This window comes from Streptomyces sp. NPDC101225 (assembly GCF_044767585.1).
Lineage (GTDB): Bacteria > Actinomycetota > Actinomycetes > Streptomycetales > Streptomycetaceae > Streptomyces.
This window is the reverse complement of the sequence record NZ_JBIWOE010000027.1, coordinates 42,764-69,300: the sequence shown is the minus strand read 5'-3', so window position 1 is coordinate 69,300 and position 26,537 is coordinate 42,764. Positions and strand designations below refer to the sequence as shown.

The window sequence follows — 26,537 nt, the reverse complement described above, 5'->3', positions numbered from 1 at the left end:
GTGCCCCCGAGGGGCCCGCGGAAAGCGTCGCGCAGGACCTGGCGGTCGCCGTCAGCCGGTGAAGGCGTTGTTGAACTGACCGCAGGTGGTGTCGAAGGTCTCGGACAGACCCAGCACGCTGATCGGAAGGTCGCCCTCGGCCGCCGTCTGCGGGCTGCACTCCTGGTAGGGGCGGTAGTGCTCGGCCGCCTTCGGCGTGTCGTCGTAGCCGTAGCCGTGGGCGGAGGCCGTACCGGCGCCGGCACCGATTGCGGACAGGCCGCCGGCCGCCACTGCCGCTGCGATCATGGCCTTCTGAAGCTTGCGCATGGAACCCTCGGTCCTTGATTGCCTGTAAGTCGAGGCTGATTGCCTACTGTGACTGGACGAACACTATCAGTTACAAAAGGGTATTCCCGCACCGTCGAAATGCCCGTGTCCGTACGAGGGCCCGGGATATGCGCCTTGATTGGGGCTACGGGATGCCCGGCAGACCGATTGGCTCACAACCGCCGATCACTCAATCCACTCAAAAGTGGGAACACATCATGTTCCGGGTATCTCCTTTCACGGTCGCGGCATTCCCTTGATCGGGTCCACCCCATTCGGGCTCCAACTGCGAACGGAGACGCCCGTGCGAATGACCGACATCCAGCGTTGCGAGGTCCGGCCCGGACGGCTTGTCGAGTGGGCGCTCAGTCCGGAGACAGTCGCGGCTGCGGCGGACCTTCCGGCCGACCCCCGGCCGCCGGCGTACGTCCAGGAGGGACACATCAGGACCGCGCGGTCCGTGCGGGAGGACGGCCTGTTCGTGCCGACCTGGCTCGGCACCGCCTTCGACATCCCGGGCCGGGTCGACCTCGACGCGCTCGAGGAGGCGTTGCACGGCTGGACGCTGCGGCACGAGACGCTGCGCAGCGGCTTCCGCTGGGAGGGCGACGAGATGCACCGCTTCACCCTCGCCCCCGAAGCCGTCTCGCTGCACCGCGAGGAGGTCGGCGACTTCCCGGACGCGGACCGGCTCGTCCAGCACCTCCAGGACCGGTTCGACGACGGCGCCAACGCGCTGAGCTGGCCCAACTTCCTCTACGCGGCGGTGGTCAGGGACGACGGCACCAGCGTGTACGTCGGCTTCGACCACAGCAATGTCGACGCCTATTCCATCCAGCGCATCCCCGCCGAGATCCACGAGCTCTACACGGCCGCCCTGGAGGGCCGCCCCGTCGTGGGGGCGGCGCCGGTCGGCAGCTACGTCGACTTCTGCGAGATCGAGCGCGCGGACGCGGACCGCCTCGAGGGCGGCCACGCGATCGTCGGCCGCTGGCGGGAGTTCATCCAGCGGTGCGACGGAAAGCTCCCCAACTTCCCCGTGGACCTGGGACTTGAGCCCGGCGGCCCGCTGCCCACGCAGAAGCTCATGCGGGAGATGCTCGTCGACGCGGACGCCGCTGCGGCCTTCGAGGCGTACTGCCGGCCCTTCGGCGGCAGCCTCGTCGGCATCCTGGCCGCCACGAGCCTCATCGTCCACGAGATCGGCGGCCGGCCCGTCTACCGCGCCGTCGTGCCGTTCCACACGCGGGTGAAGTCCAAGTGGAGCAACTCCGTGGGCTGGTACGTCGGCGGAGCGCCCATCGAGGTCGCCGTCGACCAGGCACCCGACTTCCGCACCGCCCTCAAGACGGTGCGCGCCGAGCTGCAGGCCAACCGGTCGCTGGCGCGCATGCCGCTGGCCCGGGTGCTGCGTCTGCTCGGCACGGACTTCCGGCCGACCTCGCCCGACCTGTACTCGATCGTCTCGTTCGTCGACGCACGAGGCATCCCCGGCTCGGAGCGCTGGGCCGAGCTGACGGCCTACGGGCTGGTCCGGGTCTCCTACGGCGACCAGGTGTGCGTCTGGCTGAACCGGCTCCACGAGGGCCTGTGGTTCACCTGCCGCTACCCCGACACCGACGCCGCGTACAAGAACATGCGGCTGTACGTCGAGCGGCTGAGGGACGTCATCGTCACCGTGGCCCGCGAGCAGCGGGCCGGCGAGTTCGCGCCGAGGGAACTCGTGGGATGACCGCGACGCACGGCAGGCCCGCTCCCACGAGGGGGCGGGCCTGCCGTCTGCCGAGCCCCCTGTCGGATTCGAACCGACGACCTTCGCTTTACAAGTTCACCCCAGCGGCCCAATAGTCAGGGACGCCGCCTCCCCGCCTGCCGTACGGGATGCACGGTGGGGTGTCCGAGTACCGCAATGTGTACCGGTGTTGCCGTCAAAGGGTGCCGTCAGACCTCACCCACTTAGAGCTGCGGTTTCGCCCGTTCACTCTGTCGGCGAGCGCCCCACCGTGGCCCGAGTGGCAGGACGGCAGCGCTCGGCCACGATGCGTTTGAGCCTCGGGGACTCTGCGACGCAGCGGAAAACGCGTGGGCACGGTTGGCAGGGCGCTCTACGATCGTTGGTCGTGGTCGTATACAGGAATTGGCACCGGGTCGATGCGTCACCGAAGCTTGCAGCGGAGCCGCATGCCGAGTTCTTCGACAGGGTCGCCGGTCCGTTCTGGGACCAGGTCCGGGGTGTGATCAACGAGTGGTGGTCACACATCCCTGACCAGGCTCAACCCGGCCTGCGCAGTCGGCTGCGGGACCGGAACCTCGACACGAACGTCTTCTCAGCACTGTGGGAGTTGTACCTACACGAGATGCTGCTAGGTTCCGGTTGCACCGTGGAGATCGAGCATCAGATAGGCACAGGTGGCAAGAAGCCCGACTTCCTGGTCACTCGCGATGGCAGGCAGTTTGTCGTCGAGGCGATCTGGACGGCCCAGCGCCCAGGCCACACCGCGTCTAACTCGCTCCCACCTCAGCTGAGCGATGCCATCAATCGTGTGACGAGCCCAAACTTCTTCGTGTCATGCGAACTGGACAGCGTCGGGACGGTAACGCCCCCGCAGAAGCGGCTGAAAGCCGAACTGACACGATGGCTGGCGAGCTTGGACCCCGACCAAGTCATCGCCGAGCACGAGAACGACATGCCGCTGCCCAGACACACCTGGCACGAGGCTGGGTGGGGCATTACGTTTGAAGCGATCCCTCGCAGCCCCGGCAAGCGAGGCAACCCAACGAGCAGGACAATCGGCGTCTACCCCTCGGTATGGCTCGACGACAACACGAGTCTCGTGCTCGAAGCCGTCAAACGGAAGGGCCGAAAGTACGGCGACCTAGCTCTGCCGTTCATCATTGCGGTTGGCCACGCCCCCTACTTCCCCGAAAATGAGGACACCGAGACCGCGCTGTACGGGACCACGGTCGAGTACGCCCACGCCGGCACACCGACGTTCGACCGAAAGCGCGACGGCTACTGGACTGCCACCTACGACCATGACCACAGCCGGGTCAGCGGCGTGCTCATCGTCGACAACCCAGCGCCCTCGACCTGGACGAAGAACACCCCCGTCCTGTGGCAAAGCCCCGCCCCGGAGTCGCTTGCAGCTCCCGTCCTCCCTACCTGGGGAACCGCACAGTTGGTCGACACCCAAGTCGAATACCAACCAGCGGCTTACCCCATCCACACCGCCCTCAGCCTGCCCGAGCATTGGCCGGTCGGTGCCCCTTTCCCCCAACGTCACCGGAGCAACGCATCCTGAAGGCTGCGAGGCCATTACGCCATCGGGCTCGGATCTGGGGTTTCGTCCACGAATCCATGCTCCGTCGGCCGCGCAGGCCGCTGAGCGAGCCACCCCGAGACGCGTGGACCACCGTTCACGGCCTCTCCCCCTACGACCGTCCGGACGTACTCGAAACCGTGACGGAGGTAGTACTCCTGCAAGCCGGCGTTGGTCGTCCACGCGTCCAGGCGTAGCCACTTCGCGCCCGCTCGGTAGGCCCGGTCTCCGGCCCAATCGAGCAGGCGTCCACCGAGGTTCTGACCGGCGTGAGTACGAGCCACCGTCAACTTGTTGATGAACAGTGAGGGTTCCGTCAGCTCCTCGTCTGTCCAGAGCCCGGCTTCCGCCTCGGGAGTGAGGGTGATAGTTCCCGCCGTGGCGCCGCCATCTTTGACCATGAAGACTGTCCCCGCCTCAACGGTCTTCAGCAGCTTGTCCGCCGGGTAGGGGCGCTGCCATTGGTCGGTGCCAAGCCGGGAAAGCCAAGCTGCGGCCTCCTCACGGAAGGCCAGCAGCTTGGACACATCCTGCGGTTGAGCTGGGACGATTCTCACTTGGGCTCGTTCTCGCTTCGGGCGGACAGGTCGCCGATCTCGTAGTTCATCCGGTTGAGGTCGCCCCGGAACGTGGTGATGGTGCACCGGATGGGCCGGTCCCCGGAGTAGCCGGTACGCGTCCAAAGAAGGACCGGGACGCCAGCGCTGATCTCCAACAGTCGCGCCTCCTCCGGCGTCGGCATGCGCGCGGCGATCTCGTCGAAGTACCCGATCTGCTCAATGCCTTGAGCCGCTAGATACCGCGTGGTTCCCTCGTCGATGTCCTCGGGCTCGGCAAGTCGCGGCGACGCCTCGACCAGCCACGATGGGTAGTAGGTCGCTTGCGTCGACCAAGGGACGTCGTCCACATAGCGATGGCAGAACCGCAATACCGCCTTCGTACCCGTCATGATGTTCAGCCGCCGAGCGATCTCCTCCGGCGCCTGCAGCATCTCAACCCGGAACGTCTGGTGTGGCCGTCGCCCCGCGTTGGTGACGTCGGTGTTGTACGAGTCTCCGTTCTGAGGGAAGTTCAGGTTCTCGAACCGGGACGCATTGAGTTCGAACACCTCGTGAGACTTGACCTCGTAGCCGAGCCCCTGGCTGGACGTCAGCAGTCCCTCGCTGACCAGCAGGCTCAGCCCGTTGCGGACGGTGTTCCGAGACGCGTCGAATCGCTGCTGTAGGTCGTTCTCGGAGGGCAGCCGCGACCCCGGCGGGAACGTGCCGTTGTCGATCTCGCGGCGCAGGGCATCGGCGACTTGCCGGTACTTCGGTTGCTTGTTCATGCCCTCATCATGACGCACTCGCGCAACTTGTTGGTACATGTAGGCCAACCCCCTTGACGACTCACCGTCCGCCGGTGCAGCATCACTGCATCAGCTTGTACCAACAAGCTGAACAGGAGGTGCAACACCTGCAAGTGCGCCTGCCTGGACTGATAGCGCACGGAGGAAAGCCCGCAGGGGTGAGTACGAAGGCAGCGCAAGCAGCTTGAGAACTTCACACAGGGAACTGCCGGTAACCCGTGGTCCGCCTGCCCGAAGGGGTCGGAAACAAGGCGGAGAAGACCGGCGTGCCCCGTACGGCAGCCTGACCGGTTCGAGCCCGGTCCGGGGCGCTGCGGCCCATCGATCTTGGCCGCGTTCGCCGCCGCGCTCAGCGCAGCGGCATCCCATCCCATTTCAACGGCGCGCGGCCCCGGAGGTGCAACTCCGGGGCCGCTGTTCGGGCCGTTCCACCTGCGAGGGAGAACACGACCCAATGGAAGACATCGTCACTGTTCAGGACGCTGTTACCGCGTTCGCCGACTTCATGGAGCCGACGAACGCCGAGCTGGACGCGATCGAGCGGGAGATGCCCGTCATCCTGGCAGACGTCGACCTGCTGGACGCGCAGATCATCACCCTGGACCGCACCCCCAGCGAGCTGGACGTCCGGCGTATCCGCCGGGCCCGGCGTCGGCTGCTGGCCGCGCTGGCGCACCAGGCCGCGACTGCACCCCGGGGCGACGCCGCGTGAGCGGGCAGACGAGCGCGCGGGAGTTCACCGCGCAGATGTCCGTGCGTGCGGGCCGCTGGCGCCTGTATGTGGTGCTGCTGGACACGACCGAGCGGTGGCCGGAGTACCGGTTCGGCCGTGCGGTGCCGACGTTCACGGACCGTGTGAACGCGCTCAACCTGCTCGGGTTCGAGCCGGTTGCGGGTGCCGAGTGGTCGTGGACCGAGGACCGCGAGGACCCCGACGATCCCGCCTCTGCGGTCGTGCTGATCGCGGCGATGCGGGTGCGTTCACGGTCGGGGGTGAGCGCGTGAACGCCGTTCAGATCCGTTCAGCCGAGCGCGCGCTGTCGGCCGGCACGTGGCTGATCGTGGCGGGCGCCATGCTGTATTCGATCCTGACCGTCACCCCGCTGGCCGCCGCGCACACCCCCGACCGGTGGGCCTGGACGGCTCCTATCCTGCCGCTGGTGGTGGATGCGGCCGTGGTCATCGTGGTCCGCCTCGATGCGGTGCTCGCCCGGCTCGGGGGGCACGGCGGGCGCTGGCCGATCGTGCTGCGGTGGATGACCGGCTGCATGACGCTCGCCCTCAACGTGGCCGACTCGGCACTGAAGAATGACCTGGTGGGCGTGGCGGTGCACGCGGTCGCCCCGCTGCTGCTGATCGTCACTGCCGAGACCGGCCTTGCCTACCGGCGTGCGATCACCGCCGCTGTGGTGGAGCTGGAGGCCAGGCAGCAGGCCGAGCGGGACGCCCGTGAACGCGCCGTCATCGAGCGGCGCGAGGAGGCCGCGCGGCGGGCCCGTGAGGAACGCGAGCATGCGGCGGCGCTGGCGCGTGAACAGCGTGAGCACGAAGCCCGCATGGCCCGTGAACAGGCCGAGCGGGAAGAGCGCGTGCGGCGCGAGGAACGCGAGCGGGAGCAGGCCCGGGAGCGGGCTGAGCAGGCCGAGCGTGAACGCCTGGAGCGTGAGCGTGAACAGCGTGAGCGGGAGCGTGAACGCCGTGAACGCGAGGCCGCCGAACGCACCGAACACGAGCGGCGCGAGCGTGCCGAGCAGGAGCGCCGTGAACGCGCCGCGCTGCTGTCCGCCGGTCCGGCCCCGGACAAGCTGCCCGAGGACGACGCGCGCGCCGTCGTGGCCGCCGCGCATGCCGAGGGCCTGCCGGTGCGGCAGGCGGCGGAGCTGTGCGGCTGGTCGGTCGGGTGGGTGTCCACCCGCTACGCCGAACTGCGCGGTCCGGTCAACGGCGTGCCCGTCGACCTGACGGGCACGGCCCGCTGATGGCCACCGCCCCGGCCGGTGGCGCACTGCCGGTGTACCGGTGGCGGCTCGCCCCCGACGGGCTGGCCACCCGCCGCCAGCTCCGCGCGATGGGACTGCGCCCGGGGGGTCAGGACGTGGTCGCCGAACTCCGGCGTCCCCGCCGACGGCGGGGCCCGCTGGTCGCCTACCTCTACCGCATCGAGGCAGCCAAGCCCGTCCGGCCGATGACGCCGGGTCGGTGGGCCGCGCTCGCCCGCGCCAACCGGGCGCGGCGCATCTGCCCCGCGTGCCGGCGCGATGCCGGATACGTCATCCCCGCCGCGCTCGGTGCCTGCGTGCCCTGCGCGAGCCCCATCTGATCGGGAGGGAGAGCCCTGATGGACCACCGTGACCCGCCGGGGATCATCGCCCCGCACATTCCCGCCGACGCCTACCGGCGTGCGGAAGCCACCGGACATCCCGTCGTCATCGTCGTCCACACGACCGACCCGGCCGGACGCCCGATGCGTCACTACCTGGTTCCGCTCGTCATCGCGGGCGCCGCCGCCATGGGCTGCTGGGGACTGGTCGCCGCCCTGTGCGCCCTGCTCGACGCTGCCGCGCACACCTTCACCGTCATCACGCAGACCGCCGGACCGATCGGGGCCGGTGGCATCACCTTCAAATTCGCCCGGAGCGGGCGGAAGTCGTAGACGGCCCGTGAGGCGCCCGAGCCCCCTCGCGTGAGGGGGCAAGACCCCCGGGCCGTGAACGGCCGCCCACGCCCCCACGAAGACGCTGCGTGACCGCATTTTCCGAGCCTCTACGCGCGCGTGCGCGTAGAGGCCCTCTCCCCGGAACGGCGCAACTCCGCAACTCCGCAGGTCAGGGGCGGTTGCGGAGGTTCAACCGGCGTTGCCGACGCAACCGGCAGCGCCAACCATCCCAAATCGGGCGGGCCGGTGACGCCACGCAACGGCGCACCGGCCCTCATCCACGGTCTTGGAGGACCCTTTCGTGGACTGGAAACAAGCATGGTCGACCACCGCCGCTACGACCAACAGCGCGTTGGATGCGCTCGCGCCGATGTGCGCGCCGTTCGCGGCACGGTGGGACCGCGAGGCGGAGCGACGCGCGCAGCTCCGCACCTCGGAGAATCTGAAGGCGCTCATGGCGGCGCAGCGCGAGCACAACTCTGCGCGCTCCACACACGCGATGGCGCGCAATCAGCGCAGCGCGGCGCGCAAGGCGTCGAACAACCCGCTGTCTGCGACCCGTCGGGCCGCGCGCACCGCTCACAAGGCCGCCCGGCAGCATCACAGCCAGGCACGGTCGGTGTTGAAGGAGGCGCGGAAGAACTACCCGGCCACCCTCGCGGCCCGCGCGGTGCAGACGCACGCGGCGCACGCGGTCCCGGGCGGGCTGGCAACGTGGCTGATGACGGAGGCCACGCACGCGCTCACGCTGTGGCCGGCGTCCATCTCCGCCGGACTCATCGGCCTGAATGTCGCCGGGTTGTGGCTGGGGCGTCGTCAGCCGTCGGTGCACCTCGATGACGGGATGACCGCTGAGGAGCGGCGCCTGGCCGCGCGGTTGGATCCGTCGTTCTGGGTGACCAATGCCGACGCGCGCGGTCTGTCGGGCACCGTGCCCACCCCGGCCAAGCTCACCCCGGCCGGTCTCGTCTCCCACGTCCGGCTGGACGGCCGGTGGACGCCGAAGACGTTCCGAGTGAAGGCGGATGAGATCCGGGCCCTGCTCGGGGCGCGCACCGACCTGCGCATGGAGATCGCCTCCGGCAGTCACGGCGACCGCGCCACGATCACGCTGCGGACCCGCAGCGCGGCCGACGGCATCGACCTGACCGGCTGGACTCCCGGCGCCCCGTGGGGCGTCGACACCGTCACCGGCGAACCGGTCATGGTGCCGCTCGGGCGCCGGATGCTGGTCGCGGGCACCTCCGGGTCGGGCAAGTCCTGGTCCACCCGCGCGCTGCTGGCGGAGGGCTCCGAGGCGGAGGATCACCGCCTGGTCGTCATCGACCCCAAGCGGGTTGAGGCGATGAACTGGCAGCACCGCGCCCGCACCGCCATCACCCCGAACGAGGTGCTGGAGGTCACCGACGACCTGGTTGCCGAGATGCACGAGCGCCTGGCGCTCATCCCGCGCGGCCAGGACGTCATCTCCATCAGCCCCGAACGGCCCCGCATCACGGTCTTCGTGGACGAAGGCGCGGAGGTCATCTCCATGGCCGCAACCCCCCGGGCCCGTGCCACGAAGGACGACCCGGGTGACCCGGACTGGGGCCGGATCATGGAGAACCTGCGGACCCTGGCCCGCATGGCGCGCGCGGCCGAGATCATCCTGATCTGGGCCACTCAGAAGCCAACCATGGACCGCAACGGTGGCATTGACCCGCAGGTCAGCGCGCAGATCACCTACCGGGCCGCGCTCGCCCTGAGCACGTCCGGGGAGTCCCGGGTGGTATTCGGTGAGGACGCCACCGAGAAGGGCTGGCACGCGCACGAACTGCCCATGCCCGGCGTGGCGATGCTGCGCTCGGGGCCGAAGGCCAAGCCGAACCCGATCAGCACCCGCGCGTTCTCCCCGGCCGACGTCATCGCCCTGCCCGACCGGCCCGTCTGGCACCGCGGTTCGTCCAAGCCGACCGGAAGCACGCTCCGGCTGGTCAAGGAGCAGGCCACCGCCCCGGACGTGAGCACGACGCCGGTGCCGGAGACGAACCGGGACCGGGTGCTGCGGGCCGTGCACGACGGGGCCCGCACCCTGCGGGACGTCACAGACCGGACCGGCATCAACAAGGGCACCGTCTCCCGCGAAATCAAGGCGCTCACCACTACGGGAGACCTCCGCAAGAGCGACGACGGAATGCTCCTGCCCGGCAAGGAAGCGGCCTGAGTACCCGCGCTTGACCACTCGCAGCACGACAACGGCGGCCCCCTCACGCCAATGACCGGGGCCGCCGCCAATCCACCTGCCCTCAACAGACCTGTGGAGGTCTCCCAGCATGACCCAACCCACCGACATCCGGCGAGACGACCACCGGCCCTTACTGCTGGATCTGTTCTCCTGCGCCGGCGGCGCCGCCGTCGGCTACGCCCGCGCCGGATTCCGCGTCCAGGGCTGCGACCTCGCCGACCGGCCCCACTACCCCTTCCCCTACCAGCGGGGCGACGCGTTGGCCTACCTCGCCCACCTCATCGCCACCGGCGAGATCCGCCGGTACGCGTTCGTGCACGCCTCCCCGCCCTGCCAGGACAAGTGCACGCTGACCGTGGGCACCAACGCCTCGCAAGGCTGGGGCGGCACCCACCAAGACCTGGTCGCGCCCACCCGCGCGTTGCTGGACCGGACGGGGCTGCCGTACGTCATCGAGCAGCCCAACGGACGCGCGGAGATCCGCAAAGACCTCACCCTGTGCGGGGAGATGTTCGGCCTCGACGTCATCCGCCACCGCAACTTCGAGGTGAGCGGCTGGAGCGCCCCGCAGCCTGCCCACGTGCGCCACCGGGGCCGCGTACGCGGCTACCGGCACGGCCGCTTCTACGACGGCCCGTACGTGGCCGCCTACGGCAACGGCGGCGGCAAACCGTCCGTGCCCGAGCTGCAAGCCGCTCTCGGCATCGACTGGACGCACGTACGCGAGGAACTGACCGAGGCCATCCCGCCCGCCTACAGCGAGCACATCGGCCGCGCCTTCCTGACCTCGCGCGCGCTGGGGGTGGCTGCATGAGCGAGCACCTGCGCACCGCCCTTGAACTGGCCGCATCCGGCCTCCCGGCCCTGCCCCTGCGGGCGGGGAAGGTCCCGTTCGGCAACTGCCGCCGCTGCGCCGACAACGCCTGCGGCGGCCGGCCGAACATGAAGAGTCCGGGGCCGTGCACCTGCCCGGCGCCCTGCCACGCGTGGGCCGCCGCGACCACCGACCCGCACGTCCTCACCTCCGGCCCCTGGCGCCGCGCCTGGCGGCACGCCGAAGCCGTCGCCTACCACCCCGGCGGGGCCGGGCTGACGGTCGTGGACCTGGACAACGCCGACGCCATCGCGTGGGCCCGCGCGACCCTGCCGACCACCCGGACCGTGCCCACCACCCGGGGCGAACACTGGCTCTACCAGGGCGTCATGCCCTCCGCCAACGCCGTCCGCCCCGGCGTCGACATCAAATCCACCATGGCCTACGCCCGCTGGCTCGGGCCCGGCACCGGCACCCTCACCGCCCTGCCCGACGCCGTGCGCGCACTGGCCGTGAAGGCGCCTGCCGCCGCCCGGCCGGCGGCCGTCATTGTGCCCGCCTTGGGCGGGGGCGGGGCGTGCCCGCACCGCACGCCCGCCTACCTGGCCCGGGGCATCGCCATGGCGGAGCAGCGCATCACCGAGGCCCGCAGCGCGGTGCACGCCACCGTCTACCGCACGTTCCTCGCGGTGCTGTCCACGCACGGCCGGTGCGGCTGCCTCACCGAGGCGTACATCGCGCGGCTGTTCGCCGCCGCGCAGGCCAAGGGCGAGACGGCTCGGCACTGCACCGACGCGTGGACCAACGCCCGTACGAAGTTGGGACTGTGACCATGTCCGAGGACGACAAGACCCCGGCCCGCGAGGTCATCGCCGCCTACGCCCAAGAACACTTCCGCTACTTCCGCACCGCTGACGGCACTGTCTACGCACAGAAGAACGGCCACCCCGTGGCCCGCCCGATCCGTTCCCAGGGCACCACCGGCAGCCACCGCCAGGAACTCATGGTCGGCCTGTTCAGGGACGGACGCGGCGTCTTCAACGGCACCGCCCTCAAGGAGGCGTTGGACCTGATCGAAGCACTCGCCCTGTCCGAGGACGTACAGCCCGTGCACATCCGCGTGGCCCCGGGATTCGACGGGGCGACGTGGCTGGACCTGGGCCGCAGCGACGGGCAGTCCGTCCGCATCCACCCCACCGGCTGGGACATCCTCACCCCGGACCCGCGTGAGGTGTGCTGGCGACGTACACAGCTCACCGGGGAACTGCCCCTGCCCGTCAAGGACACCGACGGCAAGGGCATCGACCTGTTGCTCCGGCTGTGCAACTTCGCCACCGCCGAGACCGAATGCCTGGCCATCGCGTGGCTGGTCGGCTGCCTCGGGCCGTCCGTTCCGGTGCCGGCACCGTTCCTGACCGGGCCGCAGGGTGCGGGCAAGTCCACCGGCGGGCGGATGCTCGTGCGGATCATCGAGGGCATGGGCGGGGACCTGCGCCGGGCTCCCAGGGATGAGGAGAACCTGATCGCGGCCGTGGCGGCGGGCTGGGTTACCGCACTGGACAACCTCTCCCACCTCACCCCGGAACTGTCCGACGCCGTGTGCTGCGTCGTCACCGGCGCCGAGAGCGTCAAACGCGCCCTGTTCACCGACGGGGACGTCTTCCGCGTTGGCTACCGCCGCCCGCTGCTGCTGACCGGCATCGACGTGGGCGTCATTCGCGGCGACCTCGCGGAACGGCTCCTGCCGCTGCGGCTGGAGCGGCCCAAGGTCCGGCGTACCGAGGCCGAACTGTGGGCGGAGTACGCGGAGGCGCTGCCCGTCGTGCTCGGGTCCCTGCTCGACCTCACCGTCAAGGTCCGGGCGTCAGAGGCGGAGACTCCCACCGACCTGCGGATGGCGGACTTCGCGCACCTGTGCGCGCAGCTCGATGCCGCGACCGGTCTCGGGGCGCTCCCCGCGTACCGGGCCAGCCTGGACGACCTCAACGACGACGTCATCGAGGGCGACCTCCTGGCGCAGACCGTCCTCAGGCATGCCGAGACCATCGAGCCGGGCGGCGCGCAGCGGATGACGTCCACCGAGTGGCTGCACCTCCTCAGCGGCCTCTACAGCAACGACGAGCCGCGTCCCCTGCCCAAGGGCTGGCCGACCACTGGCAAGGTGCTCTCCGACCGGCTCAAGCGCCTCCAGCCGACCCTGGCCGCACGCGGCGTGCTCATCGACTCCGGCCGCACCAGGACGGGCCGTTACCTCGAAATCACCCGCCCGGCCGCACCACCGCCACACGAGCAGCAGGCGTTCTGACCCGCGCCCCGCGCCCGGACAAGCAAGAAGAGCACCAGGCGCCGCGTGCTCCTCTTGCTGTTCGGCGCCACGCGCCGCGCGAAGGACGCGCCGCGCAGCGGCCCGTCACTGCTCTTCCGGCGGCACCGCCGCCGCCCAAAGGTCGCGCCGCGAAGCGGCTCCTTCTTCACGCTTTAAGGCGCCACCGCACTACAACAGACACCCCCTCTTTTGTCCTAAGAGGAAGACGCTGCGTCACGTGCGTCACACAAGCTGAAAAACGGCATCTGACCTGCGGCAACAGGCGTGACGCAGACGGCATCCTCTGCGTCATCCTGCGTCACCTGCGTCACGCGATGACGCAGCCCGTGACGCGCCGATGACGCACCCTCTCGACAGCGCGTCACACAAAGTCGCAGGTCAGAAGCTCAAGTGACGCTGGTGACGCCGTGACGCAGAAATCCGCACCTCGGACAAACGCGGGCTCCCGACGAGCCCCTGAACGAGTCCCCTTCGTAGGCCCCGCCCTCTCTCGGAGGTCTCACCGTGCTGACCGTCGTCGCCATCGACCCCCAAGCACTCACCGTCCCGGAGGTCATGACCGCTCTGCGGCTCAGCCGCAGCAAGGTCTACGACCTCATTCGCTCCAAGCAGCTCCCGAGCTACACGTCCGGCCGGGCCCGCCGCATCCCGGTCGACGCCGTACGCCACTACATGCACAACCGACTTGAGGAGAACGCAGCCTGATGGCTCAGCGAAAGAGGAACCCCAACGGCGCCGGCAGCATCTGGCAGCGGAAGGACGGACGCTTCGAGGCCCGCGTCTACGTCCCCCAGCCCGACGGCACGCGCAAGCGCAAGACGGTGTACGGCAACACGTGGGAGGAGTGCGACGAGAAGCGCCAGGAACTCGTGCGCCGCGACCGTCAGGGCATCCCGACGCCGTCCCGGTCCGCGAAGCTCTCCGAGTGGCTGCCGTACTGGCTGGACGAGCACATCAAGCCCAACCGGAAGCGCACGACGTACATCAAGTACGAGATGCACGTGCGGCTCTACCTGGCGCCGCTCCTCGGCAGTCGACGGCTGGAGTCGCTGACAACGGCGAACGTCCGGCGGATGCTCTCGGAGGTCACCAAACAGTCGTCTGCGGCGACCGCGAAGGAAGCGCACCGCGTGCTACGGACTGCCATGGCCGCCGCGTGCCGCGAGGAACTGATCAGCCGCAACGTGGTCCAGTTGGTTCCTGCTCCCCGAGTAGAGCCGCGCGAGCTACGCCCGTGGTCACTGGACGAGACGCTGACGTTCCTGGAAGCAGCACGGACCGACCCGCTCTATGCAGCCTTCGTTCTCGCCGTCGCGCTCGGTCTGAGGCGTGGCGAGATCCTGGGATTGCAGTGGAAGGACGTGGACCTTGACCGGCGCACGCTGACCGTCCGCACCACGCTGCACCGTGGCGGCAAGCTGCTGTACCTCGACACGACGAAGAACCGACGGGCGCGCGTGATCCCGATTCCGCTGATGTGTGTGGCGCCGCTCCGCTGGCAGCGTCTGCGGCAGGCGGACCAGCGCGCGGCTGCCGGGAAGGACTGGCAGCGCGGCGACCTCGTGTTCACCACGCGGAGCGGTCGGCCCATCGAGCCCCGGAACCTCTACCGCTCGTTCCTCCGGATCTCGCTTTCCGCAGAGCTGCCGCAGGTCCGCTTGCACGACACCCGCCACGGCTGCGCGTCGCTCCTGTTCGCGGCCGGCGTGGCACCCCGGACTGTGATGGAGATCCTTGGACACTCACAGATCGCGGTGACAATGAACGTCTACACGCACGTGAGCGACGGCGACCGAAGGGAAGCCATGGGTCACATGGATCGTCTGCTCAAGCGCCGCCTTCCGGGTGCCTGACAAGCTGTGAAGCCAAGTGTCCGGCTGCCGGCCTCTCTCCAGGCCGCCAGCCGGGCAGGATCACGACCCTGCACCTCAGTAGCGCAGTCGCAGTCGAGGATTCGTGGGTGCGCGGCGCTCCCGTCCCGGCGAGGTCAGCCGCTGTCCTGGTCACCGGTCAGTTCGGTGTCGCGAAGGTTGGCCGTCGCCTGGCGCGCCCGCTCAGCGCGACGTCTGTATTCAGCGGCGTGCTGAGGCCGTTCCAGAGCAAGCCGTTCGTATGCGTCGACCAGTGCACCGAGGGTGGCGTCCAAAGTGGACACCGTCGCTGCCAATCGCCTGTTGAGGCGGCGGGCCTTGGCTTCCAGATCTTCCCCCGGCACGGGCTCTGCACTGGTTAGTTGCCTTTTGGAGACGGCTGTCTCGCGCTCGACGGTGCGTTGTTCCCGATCATCGCGAGCGTTCGCGCGCCGCAGTGCGTCTTTAGTGCGGTCCAGCCGCTCCAGACTGGCCTCCAACAGGCCTCGGGCCCGCTCGATCGCCTCAAACGAACTCTGCCGATTACCAGAGGTCATCTGCCCCAACCTGCGGGCCTGTCTCTCCAGACGGTCCGCCCAGACGGAGAACCGCTCTTCGCGCTTGTCAGCGGTCCGCTCACGCTCGTCGGCCGTCCGCTCACGCTCGTCGGCCGTCCGCTCACGCTCGTCGGCCGTCCGCTCACGCTCGTCGGCCGTCCGCTCACGTTCGTCGGCAGCGGCGTCGACTGACACGTGCTCCGCATCGGACCGATCCGCTTCCACGATTAAAAGTATGCCCAGATGCGCAAGCACAGGGCCCCCGGAGGCGACTGCCGTCAAGAACTACCGTCAACGCCCCCGTGATCAGTGATCATGGGGGCGTTGTCCCAGGTAGTGAAAGAGCCCCCTGTCGGATTCGAACCGACGACCTTCGCTTTACAAGAGCGGCGCTCTGACCAGCTGAGCTAAGGAGGCCTGCACGTCCGCCGCGCGAACGTGCCCGTGCAGTGTACCCAGGTCCCGGAGGCCCCCTGTCGAAAATTTCCGCGAAGTTCACTGCCCCGCAGGTACTGACAGATCGGGCGAACGCCAGGTAGCGTCCTGAGCCAGTTCACCCTCGTGGACTACACCACCACCTTCCTACAACGGATCGTCCGGCACGTTCCTGCCGGTAGAAGGGGGCCCATTCACCATGGCCACTGTTTCGTTCGACAAGGCGACCCGGATCTACCCGGGCACCGAGAAGCCCGCCGTGGACGGTCTGGAGATCGAGGTCGGGGACGGCGAGTTCCTCGTCCTCGTCGGTCCGTCCGGCTGTGGCAAGTCCACCTCGCTCCGGATGCTCGCGGGGCTCGAGGACGTCAACGCCGGCGCCATCCGCATCGGTGACCGCGACGTCACCCACCTGCCGCCGAAGGACCGGGACATCGCCATGGTGTTCCAGAACTACGCGCTGTACCCGCACATGACCGTCGCCGACAACATGGGCTTCGCGCTCAAGATCGCCGGCGTCAACAAGGCGGAGATCCGCAAGAAGGTCGAGGAGGCCGCGAAGATCCTCGACCTGACGGACTACCTGGACCGCAAGCCGAAGGCCCTGTCCGGCGGTCAGCGCCAGCGTGTCGCGATGGGCCGCGCCATCGTCCGGGAGCCGCAGGTCTTCCTCATGGACGAGCCGCTGTCGAACCTCGACGCCAAGCTCCGCGTCTCCACCCGTACGCAGATCGCCTCGCTCCAGCGCCGTCTCGGCATCACCACCGTCTACGTCACCCACGACCAGGTCGAGGCCATGACGATGGGCGACCGCGTGGCCGTGCTCAAGGACGGCCTGCTCCAGCAGGTCGACTCGCCGCGCCACATGTACGACCGCCCGGCCAACCTCTTCGTCGCCGGCTTCATCGGCTCCCCCGCCATGAACCTGGTCGAGGTGCCGATCACCGACGGCGGTGTGAAGTTCGGCAACAGCGTCGTCCCGGTCAACCGTGACGCCCTGAAGGCCGCCGCCGACAAGGGCGACCGCACGGTCACCGTCGGCGTCCGCCCCGAGCACTTCGACATCGTCGAGAGCAACGGCGGCGCCTCCGCCTCCCTGTCCAAGGACGCCGAGGACGCCCCGGCCGGTCTCGCGGTCTCCGTCAACGTCGTCGAGGAGCTCGGCGCCGACGGCTACGTGTACGGCGCCGCCGAGGTCGGCGGCGAGAGCAAGGAGCTCGTCGTGCGCGTCGAGGGCCGCCGGGTGCCCGAGAAGGGCGGCACGCTGCACGTCGTGCCGCGGCCGGGCGAGACCCACGTGTTCTCGACCTCCACGGGCGAGCGCCTGTCCGACTGAGACGGGCGGGGCCGACGGCAACCGCCGAAACGCCCATCCCGGAAAATTCACCCGCGTTGACGAAGAGGGCCCCGCAAACACCTGCGGGGCCCTTCTTCTTGTCGACAAATACCCCGGCAGACCGGTCATTTCGATCAGCGTGCGTCAACCCCGTACCCCGTGCGAGGCGGTTCTTCATCCCCCGAAACGGTGACTAAATGTCGCCAAATCATCACCTGGCGCTACTCTCACTCGCGTGAAGCACTCCACTAACCGACAGACGCGATGCGGCCGGGGCCCCGCCCGCCGTATCGGCCGCACGCTCGCCCTCGTCCTGCCCGTCGTCCTGGTGCTTTCCGGGACCCTCGCGGTCACCCGAGTCAACTGGACGGGAAGCCAGTCCACCTCGGTCCTCACCGCCTCGGACGCGACCGACATCAGCAAGGACGCCAAGGCGGCCCACCGCGCGCCCCAGGACGTGCTGCGCGACAAGCTCCTGGCCGAGCTCCAGGACGACGATCCGGGCGTGGTGCTCACGCACCTCCAGCAGGCCGTGGCGGAGCGCCCGTCGCTCGCCCGGCACTGCGCGTCCATCGCCCGCGCCGTGGGCCGCGCCGCGGTCCGCGTCTACGGCCCCACCCGCGCCCAGTCCTACGCCCGCCCCGTCTGCGACACCTCGTTCGCCTCCGGCGTCGCGGCCGCACACTCCTGACCCCGGCCCTCCTCCCCCGTGGCCGGTTCGGAGGAGGGTAAGCGCTGATCGAGGAAGAGCTTCCGGCTCGGGACCCGGGCGGGACGCGCCGTACAGTTCGGTCATGACCGATCCGAACGCCGCCTCCCGCCCCGTTCAAGCCGTCGTCCTGGCCGGTGGCCAGGGCTCCCGGCTGCGCCCCTACACCGACGACCGGCCCAAGCCGATGGTCGAGATACCCGGTACCGGGACTCCGATCATCGGCCATCAGCTTGCCTGGCTGGCCGAAGAGGGCGTGACCGACGTGGTGATCAGCTGCGGCCACCTCGCCGAGGTGCTGCAGGACTGGCTGGACTCCACCGACCTGCCGGTCGAGGTCACGACGGTCGTGGAGCAGGAGCCCCTCGGGCGCGGCGGCGGCCTGAAGTACGCCGCCGCCCGCCTCCCGCACCCGGACCGGCCCTGGTACGCCACCAACGGCGACATCTGGACCCGCTTCTCGCTGCGCGACATGGCGGACTTCCACACCGAGCGCGACGCGACGGCCACGCTCGCCCTGGCCCGCCCGCGCCTGCCCTGGGGAGCCGTGCGGACGGACGGCTTCGGGCACATCACGGACTTCATCGAGGCGCCGCCGTCGACGTTCGAGATCAACGCCGGTGTCTACGTCTTCTCGCCCGGGTTCGCCGGGCTGCTCCCCGAGCGCGGCGACCACGAGCGGACGACCTTCCCGCATCTGGCGCGTGAGCGCCGGCTGGCCGGCTTCCCCATCCCGCAGGGCGCGTACTGGCGTGCCATCGACACGGCGAAGGACCTGACCGAGGCGGCGAAGGAGCTGGCCGCGCTGGGGCGCTGACAGCTCGCGCGGAGGGCGGCCGTCCTGCGGCTGCGGGCCCCGCGTGTGGTCGGTCGCGCAGTTCCTCCCGCGCCCCTGGCGGGGCTCTCGAAAGGGGCCCCGCACACCGTGTGCGGGGCCCCTTCGTATGGACCCGGTGAGTCAGCCGGTGGGGGTGCCCAAGATGCCGCCCACCGGCTCGGCTACCCCAACAGGCCGCCCACCAGGCCCGGCTCGCCGGAGGAGGAGCCTCCGGAGCCGGTGCCGCCGGTCGAGCCGTTACCACCCGCGCCGCCGCCCGAGGTGGGACCGGCGCTGGTGCTGGGAGCGCCTCCGCTCGGCGAGGACTGCTGCGGCGGAGCCTGGCCCGCCGTGCTCTGGCTCTGGCTGGGCCTGCCGCCGGTCGCCGTCGCGCCCGGCGTGGCCGCCGTGCCCGACGGGGTGGAGCCGGCGGTGGCGCCCTGGGTGGGCGAGTGGGAGGGCGACGGCGAGTGGCTGTGCCGCGCACCCGGCGTGTGCGGGAGCGGGGAGCCCGGCAGCTCGTTGCGCGGGGCCTCGCCGGGGCCCGGGACGGTCACGCGGTCGGCGTCGCGGACCGCGCCGCCGAGCAGCGAGCCGACGAGCAGCGTGAGGCCGGTCACGACCGCCGTGACGAGGGCGCCGCGGCGCAGGACGTAGCGGCGCAGCTCCCAGATGTCGGAGCCCGGGCCGAGCCGCCGCCAGGCGTTGCCCGCGAGGCGGCCGTCGACGGAGTAGACGGGGGCGCCGGCGATGATCAGCGGGGACCAGGCGGCGAGGTAGATGATGTCGGGGGTGTCGTAGGCGGGCACGGTCTTCCAGCTGACCGTGACGATCAGCGCGGCGGAGAGCAGGGCGCCGAAGACGGCGGCCACGCGCTGCCAGCAGCCCAGGACCGTCAACACGCCCACGACGACCTGCGCGAAGGCGATGACCAGGCCCGAGCCGACGGGGTGGTGCAGGGCGAACCGGTGCAGCGGCTCGGCGACTTCCCACGGATGCAGGGTGTTGAGCCACTTGACCATGGAGCCGCGCTTGCCGCCGTCGAAGTAGACGGGGTCGCACAGCTTGCCCATGCCGGCGTAGATGGAGATGAAGCCGAGGAAGATGCGCAGCGGGAGCAGGACGACGCCGAGATTCAACCGGCGGCCGGGGTAGTAGGCGTGCCGGGCCGGGTCGTCGCCGTGGCGCCTGGCCGGCTGGTCGGTGCCGTCGGCCTCCCCGGGCTCGTCGAAGTCCTCGAACTCCTCGGCGCCGTAGGCCTGTTCCTCGTCGTAGGCGCTGCCGACGGTGCGCATGGCGGGCAAAAGGCGGGTGCCGCCGGGGTCGTCGTCCCGGGGCCGGCGCTGGGCGCCGACGACCGGTGTCTCCACGGTCGCGTCGAGCTCGTCGTAGACCTCGTCGTAGCCGCCGTCGCCGACGCGCGGGATGACCTGGGTGGCGCCCGCGTCGGCGGCCGGCTCCTCGCCGTGCCCGACGCTGCCGCCCCGTACGGCCTGGAGCAGGCGGTGCGCGCCGGTGTCGTCGGGGGCGGACCTGCCGCTCCACACGACGGGCCGGCGCCGGGCGCCCGCGGCGGCCCCCGCTCTGCCCGCCGGGGCGCCGACGACCGGCTGCCGGGCGCCTTGCTGGGAGGCGCTCAAGTGCCGTGCGACACGCGGCGACTGGGCACGCGCCGAGGCGCCCAGCATCACGCGGAAGCTCGCATGGTTGACGATCACCTGCGCCGGATCGCTCGGCACCTTCACCATGCTCAGCGCGGGAGCGTCATCGAATCCCGACGGGCCGTCCCCCGTGGGTGTGCGGGGTGTTCTGGTGTCCACACTCATCTAACCGAGTGACGGTCGTTTAGGACACTGCTCCGACTCGTGCCGGATGTGTCCGGACCGCGTCAATCGTGTCCCCCGACGCCCAGATCGACCCGCACGGGTGACGGTGCGGACGCGTGTTCAGCCGCGCCGCCGTGCCGCCTCGTACAGAACGACTCCCGCGGCCACACCGGCGTTGAGCGATTCCGCGCCGCCCGGCATCGGGATGCGCACACGGAAGTCGCAGGTCTCGCCGACCAGGCGGGACAGACCCTTGCCCTCGCTGCCGACGACGATGACGACCGGCCCCTCCAGGGCCTCCAGGTCGCCGATCTCGGCCTCCCCGTCGGCGGCGAGGCCGACGACCACGATGCCCTGCTTCTTGTACGCCTCCAGGGCGCGCGTCAGGTTGGTCGCGCGGGCGACGGGCGTACGGGCGGCGGTACCGGCGGACGTCTTCCAGGCACCGGCGGTCATGCCGGCCGCACGCCGCTCGGGCACGACCACGCCGTGGCCGCCGAAGGCGGAGACGGAACGGACGACGGCGCCGAGGTTGCGCGGGTCGGTCACCCCGTCGAGCGCGACGATCAGCGGGTCCTCGCCGTCGTCGTAGGCGGCGCTCGCCAGGTCCTCGGGGTGGGCGTACTCGTACGGCGGGACCTGGAGGACGAGCCCCTGGTGGTTGAGGCCGTTGGTCATGCGGTCGAGTTCGGGGCGGGGCGCCTCCATGAGGTTGATGCCGCCGCGGTCCGCCGCGAGCTGCAGCGCCTCGCGCACCCGCTCGTCGTTGTCGATGAACTGCTGGACGTAGAGCGTCGAGGCGGGCACGCCCTCGCGCAGCGCCTCGACGACCGGGTTGCGGCCGACGACCAGTTCGGACGAGGACCTGCCGGCGCGGCCGCGGGGTGCGGGGCGCCGCGCGGTCTGCCGCGCCTTGGCGTTGGCGACGCGGTTCTTCTTGTGCCCCTTGCGCATCTCGGCGGGCGGGGTCGGGCCCTTGCCCTCCAGGCCCTTGCGCCGCTGGCCGCCACTGCCGACCTGCGCGCCCTTCTTGCCGGACATGCGGCGGTTGTTGGTGGCCATGACCTACCTGTCTGTCGTGAAGCGGGTGTGCGTACGTCTATGAAGTGTGCCGCCCGGACGGCCGGGCGGCACAATCGATCTTCTGCTGGGCGGCGGGCTCAGCGTGGGCCGAGGCTCCAGCGCGGACCCTGCTGGCCGTCCTCGATGGTGAGACCCGACTGGTTGAGCTGGTCGCGGATGGCGTCCGCGGTGCCCCAGTCCTTGCGGGCGCGGGCCGCCTCGCGCTGGTCCAGGACCAGGCGTACGAGGCTGTCGACGACGCCGTGCAGATCCTCGCCGCGGTCGGTCTCGCCGGCCCAGTGCTCGTCCAGCGGGTCGAGTCCGAGGACGCCGAGCATGGCGCGCACCTCGGCGAGGCGGGCCACGGCGGCTTCCTTGTCGTCGGCCGCGAGGGCGGAGTTGCCGTGCCGGACGGTGGTGTGCACGATCGCGAGGGCCTGGGGCACGCCCAGGTCGTCGTCCATCGCCGCGGCGAAGGCCGGCGGCACCTCGGGGGACGGCTCGACGACGCCGGCCTTCCCCGTCATCTCGCTCACCCGCTGCACGAAGCCCTCGATGCGCGCGAACGCCGACTCGGCCTCGCGCAGCGACTCCTCGCTGTACTCGATCATCGAGCGGTAGTGCGGGGTGCCGAGGTAGTAGCGCAGCACGATCGGGCGCCACCGCTTGACCATCTCGCTCACCAGGACGCTGTTGCCCAGCGACTTGGACATCTTGTCGCCGGCCATGGTGACCCAGGCGTTGTGCACCCAGTACCGGGCGAAGTCGTCGCCGTAGGCCTTGGCCTGGGCGATCTCGTTCTCGTGGTGCGGGAAGATCAGGTCCAGGCCGCCGCCGTGGATGTCGAAGGCGGTGCCGAGGTACTTGTGCGCCATCGCCGAGCACTCCAGGTGCCAGCCCGGACGGCCGCGGCCCCACGGGGTCGCCCAGGTCGGCTCACCGGGCTTGGCGGCCTTCCACATGGCGAAGTCGCGCGGGTCGCGCTTGCCGGACTCGCCGGCGCCGGCGGGCTGCTGGAGATTGTCGAGCTCCTGCCGCGACAGCTCCAGGTAGCCCGGGAAGGAGCGCACGTCGAAGTAGACGTTGCCCTCCGCCTCGTAGGCGTGCCCGCGCTCGATCAGCCCCTGCATCATCTCGACCATCTCGGTCACATGGCCGGTGGCCCGCGGCTCGTACGTCGGCGGGAGGCAGCCGAGCGCGGTGTACCCCTCGTCGAAGGCGCGCTCGTTGTCGTAACCGATCGACCACCAGGGGCGGTTCTGCTCGGCCGCCTTGGCGATGATCTTGTCGTCGATGTCGGTGACGTTCCTGATGAAGGTCACGTCGTAGCCGCGGTACGCGAACCAGCGGCGCATGATGTCGAAGTTGAGCCCGGAGCGGATGTGCCCGATGTGCGGGGCCGCCTGCACGGTGGCGCCGCACAGGTAGATCGAGACGCAGCCCGGCTTGAGCGGGGTGAAGTCACGGATCTGCCGGGCGCTGGTGTCGTACAGGCGAATAGTCACGTCTCCAAGGGTAGTGGGCGTGGGGCAGTGCGTTGCGCCTTCCCGTGGTTCGGCCGGCGCCGGACGCGGCCCCGCGGCGGCCGTTCGCACCCGCACGGCGGAGCCGCCCGCCTGCGCGGTCCCGCGCCCCTCGGCGCCGTGGCCGTCACCGCTCCCGCACGACCAGTGCCGTGGCCACCGCCATCAGCCCCTCCTCGCGTCCGGGAAACCCCAGCCCGTCCGTCGTGGCACCCGATACGGACACCGGTGCCCCCGCCGCCTCCGACAGCAGCTTCTGCGCCTCGTCCCGGCGCCTGCCGATCTTCGGACGGGGGCCCACGACCTGCACGGCGACGTTGCCGATCCGGAAGCCGGCCTCGCGGACGATCCGGGCGGCCTCGGTGAGCAGCGTGACGCCGGAAGCGCCGGACCACTCGGGGCGCCCGGTGCCGAAGTGCTGTCCCAGGTCACCGAGGCCGGCGGCCGAGAACAGCGCGTTGCACGCGGCGTGGGCGACGACGTCCGCGTCGGAGTGGCCGGCCAGCCCCGTCCCCTCGCCCTCCCACTTCAGGCCCGCGCACCACAGCTCGCGGCCCTCCTCGAAGGCGTGGATGTCGGTGCCGATGCCGACCTGGGGCAGGAGCACGGGCGTGTCCGCCGGCGGCCGGGGACCGGACGTCTCAGAAGCCATCGTTCAGCCTCCTGCGGGCCAGGACCGCCTCGGCCAGCACCAGGTCCAGCGGTCGCGTGACCTTGAAGGCCTCCTCGTGGCCGGGCACCAGCAGGACCGTGCTGCCGAGCTTCTCGACCATGCTCGCGTCGTCGGTGACGTCCTCGGTGACCTCTTCGTGGGCGCGGATCAGCGTGGCCCGGTCGAAGCCCTGGGGTGTCTGCACGGCGCGCAGCCGGGACCGCACCGGGGTGGCCACCACCGGCTCGGGGGCGCCCGGGACCTCGGCGGGCTCGACCTCCTTCACGGTGTCGGACAGAGGCAGCGCGGGCACGACGGCCGGCGCGCCCGCCCGTACCGCCTCGATCACGCCGTCGACCGTGTCCACCGGCACCAGGGGCCGCGCGGCGTCGTGCACCAGCACGATGTCGTAGTCGGGCGGCAGCGCGTCGAGGCCGAGCTGCACGGATTCCTGGCGGCTCCCGCCGCCGGGGACGACGAGGAAGTCGGTCCGGTCGGGCAGCGCGTGCGCGTCGAGGAGCGACTTGACCTCGGCGGCGCCGTCGGGCGGTGCCACGACGACGACCAGGGAGACGGCGCGGGACGCGGCCATCGCGCGCACCGCGTGGATGAGCATGGGGGTACCGCCCAGCGCGCGGAGTGCCTTGGGGGCGCCCGGACCGAGGCGTACGCCCCGTCCGGCGGCCGGAATCACGGCAGCCGTGCGGGCTTCCGCGGGGGAAGGGCGCGATTCGTCAGACATCGGTTCCTGTCAGGTTTGTGTGCCGTCCAGGCGTGGGTATGGCCTGGGAAGTGCCGGGCGCGACGCCTTGACCGGACCCTTCCGTGACCCTGGTCAGCCTGCAGCCCGGGCCCGGCACGCCAGTAAAGGGCACCGCCCTGTTCCGAACGTAGCTGTAGGCACGGCGTCCGAGTGCGAACATGCCGCAGCGCCCGGCGACAAAAAATACGTCATCGGGCACCGCGGCATTTCGATGTACTGAGTGCTGAAGCGGGCTTGCGCCTGCGTCAGGTTCAGGACGCGAGAACCTCGTCGAGCAGGGCCTCGGCCTTGTCCTCGTTCGTGTTCTCCGCGAGGGCGAGTTCGCTCACCAGGATCTGGCGGGCCTTGGCGAGCATCCGCTTCTCACCGGCGGACAGTCCGCGCTCACGCTCACGACGCCACAGGTCACGCACCACTTCCGCGACCTTGATGACATCGCCCGAGGCGAGCTTCTCCAGGTTTGCCTTGTATCGACGCGACCAGTTCGTGGGCTCCTCGGCGTACGGCGCGCGCAGCACCTCGAAGACCCGGTCCAGCCCGTCCTGACCGACCACATCACGTACGCCGACGAACTCCGCATTGTCCGCTGGCACACGTACCGTCAGGTCACCCTGGGCGACCTTCAGCACCAAGTAGGTCTTGTCCACGCCTTTGATCTGGCGAGTTTCGATGGCCTCGATCAGCGCGGCCCCGTGATGGGGATAGACCACGGTGTCGCCAACCTTGAACGTCATGTGACAGGTACCCCTTCCGTGGCTATCCAGGGTAACACGGAAACGGCGGGTTCTGAATGGCGTTTTCGCAGGTCAGGGCATATCTCGGGGCTTGACAACAGCAACAGGAACGTGCTTCGCGAGGCCGGCGGAAGAAGGTATTCGCAGGTCGGAGCCGCTCTCCGGGGGAGGAGAAACGCGTACGTTACACACATCCGGAGCCCCCTCCAAGGGGATGAACGTCCGCATATGTCTGGTTCCAGATGTGCGACTTTCGCTACTCCGTTCGGTGCCGGGAGGTGCTTCCGCGTCGATTCCGGAATTGATCACGGGACCCCGCCGACGTCCCCCGTTGTTCCCCGTTGTTCCCCGGCGTGATCAATTCCGGGGTGATCGCGCATTCCGGCGGGGAAATGCCGCGCCCCGTCGTGCGCGGTATGCGGAAGCGGCTTATGTGAATGCCGGACGGGTGAGTGCGCCACCCCCGCGTGAGCGATCACGGCACCCCGAGGGAGGGTCGGGTGCGGTGAGCCGGGAACGGCTCGGTAGCCTAAGGGCCACTGACAGACACTTGGGGCGGCCGAACCGGTCGCCACGCTCGAGTCAAGGAGTTGCCGCCGCCGTGAGCAGCAGCCTTCGACGCGGCGCTCTCGCCGCCGCCGCCATCGCGTTCTCGATCGCCTCGCTCGCCGCGTGCGGTGCCGGCAGTGACGCGCAGACCCTGGAGGTCAAGCCGGACAACGCGGCCGTGAAGGTCGGTGACATCAAGGTGCAGAACGCGCTGATCGTCACCCAGCCCGACATCAACGCGACCGGCCCGGCCGTGGTCTCGGCGACCCTGTTCAACAACGGCGACACCCCGCAGACCGTGGACTCGATCGCCCTGCCGAACGTCAACGCGACCGCCCAGGTCAAGCCGGCCCAGGGCGGCGGCAAGCTCGTCGTCCCGGCCCACGGCTCCGTGGTGGTCGGCGGCAAGGGCAACGCCAGCGCCGTCCTGCCCAACGGGCGCGAGGCGGTCCAGGACGGCAGTGTCCGCAAGGTCACCTTCACGTTCAGCAAGACCGGCGACGTGAGCCTGCAGGCCTTCGTGGTGCCGGCCAAGAGCTACTTCGAGAAGTGGGGCCCGAGCGAGATCCCGGCGGCTCCCGCCACCTCCACCGCCAAGCCGGGCAAGACCGCCTCGGGCTCCCCCACCCCGACCGGGACGGCCGGGTCCGCCGCGAACACCCCGAACTCCTCGGCCACCCCGACGGACGCGGCCTCCGCGAGCGCGACGGCCTCCGGGCAGTGAGCA

27 protein-coding genes and 1 tRNA gene are annotated in these 26,537 nt (G+C 70.2%); 17 read left to right on the top strand and 11 right to left on the bottom strand.

Annotated elements, in window-relative coordinates; all coding sequences use genetic code 11:
- Nucleotides 1-51: 51 nt before the first annotated feature.
- Nucleotides 52-309: a hypothetical protein gene (locus tag ACIRPX_RS30885; RefSeq protein ID WP_404201345.1), complete on the bottom strand. Its 258-nt coding sequence runs from the start codon at nt 307-309 to the stop codon at nt 52-54.
- A gap of 304 nt (nt 310-613) precedes the next feature.
- Between ACIRPX_RS30885 and ACIRPX_RS30880 the strand changes: the two genes are divergently transcribed.
- Together ACIRPX_RS30880 and ACIRPX_RS30875 are read left to right on the top strand one after the other, a co-directional pair.
- Entirely contained in the window at nt 614-2,041 is a 1,428-nt protein-coding gene (locus ACIRPX_RS30880; RefSeq protein ID WP_404201343.1) for a condensation domain-containing protein, read from the top strand.
- Between the two features lie 388 nt (nt 2,042-2,429).
- Nucleotides 2,430-3,611: a hypothetical protein gene (locus ACIRPX_RS30875; protein WP_404201341.1), complete on the top strand. Its 1,182-nt coding sequence runs from the start codon at nt 2,430-2,432 to the stop codon at nt 3,609-3,611.
- Nucleotides 3,612-3,625: 14 nt separating this feature from the next.
- Here ACIRPX_RS30875 and ACIRPX_RS30870 read toward each other — a convergent pair whose 3' ends face one another.
- Nucleotides 3,626-4,186: a GNAT family N-acetyltransferase gene (locus ACIRPX_RS30870; RefSeq protein ID WP_404201339.1), complete on the bottom strand. Its 561-nt coding sequence runs from the start codon at nt 4,184-4,186 to the stop codon at nt 3,626-3,628.
- Nucleotides 4,183-4,956, bottom strand: a complete 774-nt coding sequence (locus ACIRPX_RS30865; RefSeq protein WP_404201337.1) for a GntR family transcriptional regulator — start codon at nt 4,954-4,956, stop codon at nt 4,183-4,185. The genes ACIRPX_RS30870 and ACIRPX_RS30865 overlap by 4 nt, the downstream gene beginning before the upstream one ends.
- 475 nt (nt 4,957-5,431) lie before the next feature.
- Between ACIRPX_RS30865 and ACIRPX_RS30860 the strand changes: the two genes are divergently transcribed.
- The 11 genes from ACIRPX_RS30860 (at nt 5,432) to xerC (ending at nt 14,850) form a co-directional block, all read left to right on the top strand.
- Entirely contained in the window at nt 5,432-5,689 is a 258-nt protein-coding gene (locus ACIRPX_RS30860; protein WP_404201335.1) for a DUF6284 family protein, read from the top strand.
- The gene (locus ACIRPX_RS30855; protein ID WP_404201333.1) at nt 5,686-5,982 is read left to right on the top strand and encodes a DUF6303 family protein; all 297 of its coding nucleotides are present in this window, start codon (nt 5,686-5,688) and stop codon (nt 5,980-5,982) included. The genes ACIRPX_RS30860 and ACIRPX_RS30855 overlap by 4 nt, the downstream gene beginning before the upstream one ends.
- Complete coding sequence (locus tag ACIRPX_RS30850; protein ID WP_404201331.1) at nt 5,979-6,956, top strand: DUF2637 domain-containing protein; 978 nt, start codon at nt 5,979-5,981, stop codon at nt 6,954-6,956. The genes ACIRPX_RS30855 and ACIRPX_RS30850 overlap by 4 nt, the downstream gene beginning before the upstream one ends.
- On the top strand, nt 6,956-7,297 hold the full coding sequence (locus ACIRPX_RS30845) for an RRQRL motif-containing zinc-binding protein (protein ID WP_404201329.1): 342 nt from the start codon (nt 6,956-6,958) through the stop codon (nt 7,295-7,297). The genes ACIRPX_RS30850 and ACIRPX_RS30845 overlap by 1 nt, the downstream gene beginning before the upstream one ends.
- 18 nt (nt 7,298-7,315) lie before the next feature.
- Nucleotides 7,316-7,630 (top strand): hypothetical protein, encoded by a 315-nt coding sequence (locus ACIRPX_RS30840; protein WP_404201327.1) that lies wholly within the window; start codon nt 7,316-7,318, stop codon nt 7,628-7,630.
- A 304-nt stretch (nt 7,631-7,934) separates the two neighbouring features.
- Complete coding sequence (locus tag ACIRPX_RS30835; RefSeq protein WP_404201325.1) at nt 7,935-9,836, top strand: FtsK/SpoIIIE domain-containing protein; 1,902 nt, start codon at nt 7,935-7,937, stop codon at nt 9,834-9,836.
- Nucleotides 9,837-9,945: 109 nt separating this feature from the next.
- Nucleotides 9,946-10,671, top strand: a complete 726-nt coding sequence (locus ACIRPX_RS30830) for a DNA methylase (protein WP_404201323.1) — start codon at nt 9,946-9,948, stop codon at nt 10,669-10,671.
- The gene (locus ACIRPX_RS30825) at nt 10,668-11,501 is read left to right on the top strand and encodes a DNA primase (RefSeq protein ID WP_404201321.1); all 834 of its coding nucleotides are present in this window, start codon (nt 10,668-10,670) and stop codon (nt 11,499-11,501) included. Before ACIRPX_RS30830 ends, ACIRPX_RS30825 begins: the two co-directional genes overlap by 4 nt.
- A 2-nt stretch (nt 11,502-11,503) precedes the next feature.
- Nucleotides 11,504-12,976 carry an ATP-binding protein gene (locus tag ACIRPX_RS30820; protein ID WP_404201319.1) on the top strand — a complete coding sequence of 491 codons (1,473 nt, stop codon included), beginning with the start codon at nt 11,504-11,506 and terminating at the stop codon, nt 12,974-12,976.
- Nucleotides 12,977-13,501: 525 nt separating this feature from the next.
- Nucleotides 13,502-13,702, top strand: a complete 201-nt coding sequence (locus tag ACIRPX_RS30815; RefSeq protein ID WP_404201317.1) for a helix-turn-helix domain-containing protein — start codon at nt 13,502-13,504, stop codon at nt 13,700-13,702.
- The gene (xerC, locus tag ACIRPX_RS30810) at nt 13,702-14,850 is read left to right on the top strand and encodes a tyrosine recombinase XerC (protein WP_404201315.1); all 1,149 of its coding nucleotides are present in this window, start codon (nt 13,702-13,704) and stop codon (nt 14,848-14,850) included. The genes ACIRPX_RS30815 and xerC overlap by 1 nt, the downstream gene beginning before the upstream one ends.
- 134 nt (nt 14,851-14,984) lie before the next feature.
- Here the strand turns inward: xerC and ACIRPX_RS30805 are convergent, their stop codons facing one another.
- Both ACIRPX_RS30805 and ACIRPX_RS30800 read right to left on the bottom strand, forming a co-directional pair.
- Complete coding sequence (locus ACIRPX_RS30805) at nt 14,985-15,629, bottom strand: hypothetical protein (RefSeq protein ID WP_404201313.1); 645 nt, start codon at nt 15,627-15,629, stop codon at nt 14,985-14,987.
- 118 nt (nt 15,630-15,747) lie between these two features.
- Nucleotides 15,748-15,821 (bottom strand) — tRNA-Thr (locus ACIRPX_RS30800).
- 217 nt (nt 15,822-16,038) lie between these two features.
- Here ACIRPX_RS30800 and ACIRPX_RS30795 point away from each other — a divergent pair.
- The 3 genes from ACIRPX_RS30795 (at nt 16,039) to ACIRPX_RS30785 (ending at nt 18,701) form a co-directional block, all read left to right on the top strand.
- Nucleotides 16,039-17,175 (top strand): ABC transporter ATP-binding protein, encoded by a 1,137-nt coding sequence (locus ACIRPX_RS30795; protein ID WP_404201311.1) that lies wholly within the window; start codon nt 16,039-16,041, stop codon nt 17,173-17,175.
- A gap of 235 nt (nt 17,176-17,410) precedes the next feature.
- Complete coding sequence (locus tag ACIRPX_RS30790) at nt 17,411-17,866, top strand: hypothetical protein (protein WP_404201309.1); 456 nt, start codon at nt 17,411-17,413, stop codon at nt 17,864-17,866.
- A gap of 103 nt (nt 17,867-17,969) precedes the next feature.
- Nucleotides 17,970-18,701 (top strand): NDP-sugar synthase, encoded by a 732-nt coding sequence (locus ACIRPX_RS30785; RefSeq protein WP_404201307.1) that lies wholly within the window; start codon nt 17,970-17,972, stop codon nt 18,699-18,701.
- A gap of 182 nt (nt 18,702-18,883) precedes the next feature.
- Here ACIRPX_RS30785 and ACIRPX_RS30780 read toward each other — a convergent pair whose 3' ends face one another.
- The 6 genes from ACIRPX_RS30780 to ACIRPX_RS30755 form a co-directional block, all read right to left on the bottom strand.
- The gene (locus ACIRPX_RS30780; protein ID WP_404201305.1) at nt 18,884-20,527 is read right to left on the bottom strand and encodes a DoxX family membrane protein; all 1,644 of its coding nucleotides are present in this window, start codon (nt 20,525-20,527) and stop codon (nt 18,884-18,886) included.
- A 120-nt stretch (nt 20,528-20,647) separates the two neighbouring features.
- Entirely contained in the window at nt 20,648-21,589 is a 942-nt protein-coding gene (rlmB, locus tag ACIRPX_RS30775) for a 23S rRNA (guanosine(2251)-2'-O)-methyltransferase RlmB (protein ID WP_404201303.1), read from the bottom strand.
- A gap of 98 nt (nt 21,590-21,687) precedes the next feature.
- Nucleotides 21,688-23,094 carry a cysteine--tRNA ligase gene (gene cysS / locus ACIRPX_RS30770; RefSeq protein WP_404201301.1) on the bottom strand — a complete coding sequence of 469 codons (1,407 nt, stop codon included), beginning with the start codon at nt 23,092-23,094 and terminating at the stop codon, nt 21,688-21,690.
- Nucleotides 23,095-23,239: 145 nt separating this feature from the next.
- Complete coding sequence (gene ispF, locus ACIRPX_RS30765; protein WP_404201299.1) at nt 23,240-23,764, bottom strand: 2-C-methyl-D-erythritol 2,4-cyclodiphosphate synthase; 525 nt, start codon at nt 23,762-23,764, stop codon at nt 23,240-23,242.
- Nucleotides 23,754-24,506 carry a 2-C-methyl-D-erythritol 4-phosphate cytidylyltransferase gene (gene ispD / locus ACIRPX_RS30760; RefSeq protein ID WP_404201297.1) on the bottom strand — a complete coding sequence of 251 codons (753 nt, stop codon included), beginning with the start codon at nt 24,504-24,506 and terminating at the stop codon, nt 23,754-23,756. Before ispD ends, ispF begins: the two co-directional genes overlap by 11 nt.
- Nucleotides 24,507-24,778: 272 nt before the next feature.
- Nucleotides 24,779-25,261 (bottom strand): CarD family transcriptional regulator, encoded by a 483-nt coding sequence (locus tag ACIRPX_RS30755; RefSeq protein WP_003953493.1) that lies wholly within the window; start codon nt 25,259-25,261, stop codon nt 24,779-24,781.
- Between the two features lie 601 nt (nt 25,262-25,862).
- Here ACIRPX_RS30755 and ACIRPX_RS30750 point away from each other — a divergent pair.
- Complete coding sequence (locus tag ACIRPX_RS30750) at nt 25,863-26,534, top strand: DUF461 domain-containing protein (RefSeq protein WP_404201295.1); 672 nt, start codon at nt 25,863-25,865, stop codon at nt 26,532-26,534.
- Nucleotides 26,535-26,537 lie beyond the last annotated feature (3 nt).

Coding starts and splice junctions, on each gene's coding strand:
- ACIRPX_RS30780 (WP_404201305.1), bottom strand. CDS start 20,527: ATGAGTGTGGACACCAGAACACCCCGCACACCCACGGGGGACGGCCCG.
- ispF (WP_404201299.1), bottom strand. CDS start 23,764: ATGGCTTCTGAGACGTCCGGTCCCCGGCCGCCGGCGGACACGCCCGTG.
- ACIRPX_RS30830 (WP_404201323.1), top strand. CDS start 9,946: ATGACCCAACCCACCGACATCCGGCGAGACGACCACCGGCCCTTACTG.
- rlmB (WP_404201303.1), bottom strand. CDS start 21,589: ATGGCCACCAACAACCGCCGCATGTCCGGCAAGAAGGGCGCGCAGGTC.
- ACIRPX_RS30795 (WP_404201311.1), top strand. CDS start 16,039: ATGGCCACTGTTTCGTTCGACAAGGCGACCCGGATCTACCCGGGCACC.
- xerC (WP_404201315.1), top strand. CDS start 13,702: ATGGCTCAGCGAAAGAGGAACCCCAACGGCGCCGGCAGCATCTGGCAG.
- ACIRPX_RS30845 (WP_404201329.1), top strand. CDS start 6,956: ATGGCCACCGCCCCGGCCGGTGGCGCACTGCCGGTGTACCGGTGGCGG.
- ACIRPX_RS30755 (WP_003953493.1), bottom strand. CDS start 25,261: ATGACGTTCAAGGTTGGCGACACCGTGGTCTATCCCCATCACGGGGCC.
- ACIRPX_RS30820 (WP_404201319.1), top strand. CDS start 11,504: ATGTCCGAGGACGACAAGACCCCGGCCCGCGAGGTCATCGCCGCCTAC.
- ispD (WP_404201297.1), bottom strand. CDS start 24,506: ATGTCTGACGAATCGCGCCCTTCCCCCGCGGAAGCCCGCACGGCTGCC.
- ACIRPX_RS30840 (WP_404201327.1), top strand. CDS start 7,316: ATGGACCACCGTGACCCGCCGGGGATCATCGCCCCGCACATTCCCGCC.
- ACIRPX_RS30785 (WP_404201307.1), top strand. CDS start 17,970: ATGACCGATCCGAACGCCGCCTCCCGCCCCGTTCAAGCCGTCGTCCTG.
- ACIRPX_RS30860 (WP_404201335.1), top strand. CDS start 5,432: ATGGAAGACATCGTCACTGTTCAGGACGCTGTTACCGCGTTCGCCGAC.
- ACIRPX_RS30865 (WP_404201337.1), bottom strand. CDS start 4,956: ATGAACAAGCAACCGAAGTACCGGCAAGTCGCCGATGCCCTGCGCCGC.
- ACIRPX_RS30885 (WP_404201345.1), bottom strand. CDS start 309: ATGCGCAAGCTTCAGAAGGCCATGATCGCAGCGGCAGTGGCGGCCGGC.
- ACIRPX_RS30825 (WP_404201321.1), top strand. CDS start 10,668: ATGAGCGAGCACCTGCGCACCGCCCTTGAACTGGCCGCATCCGGCCTC.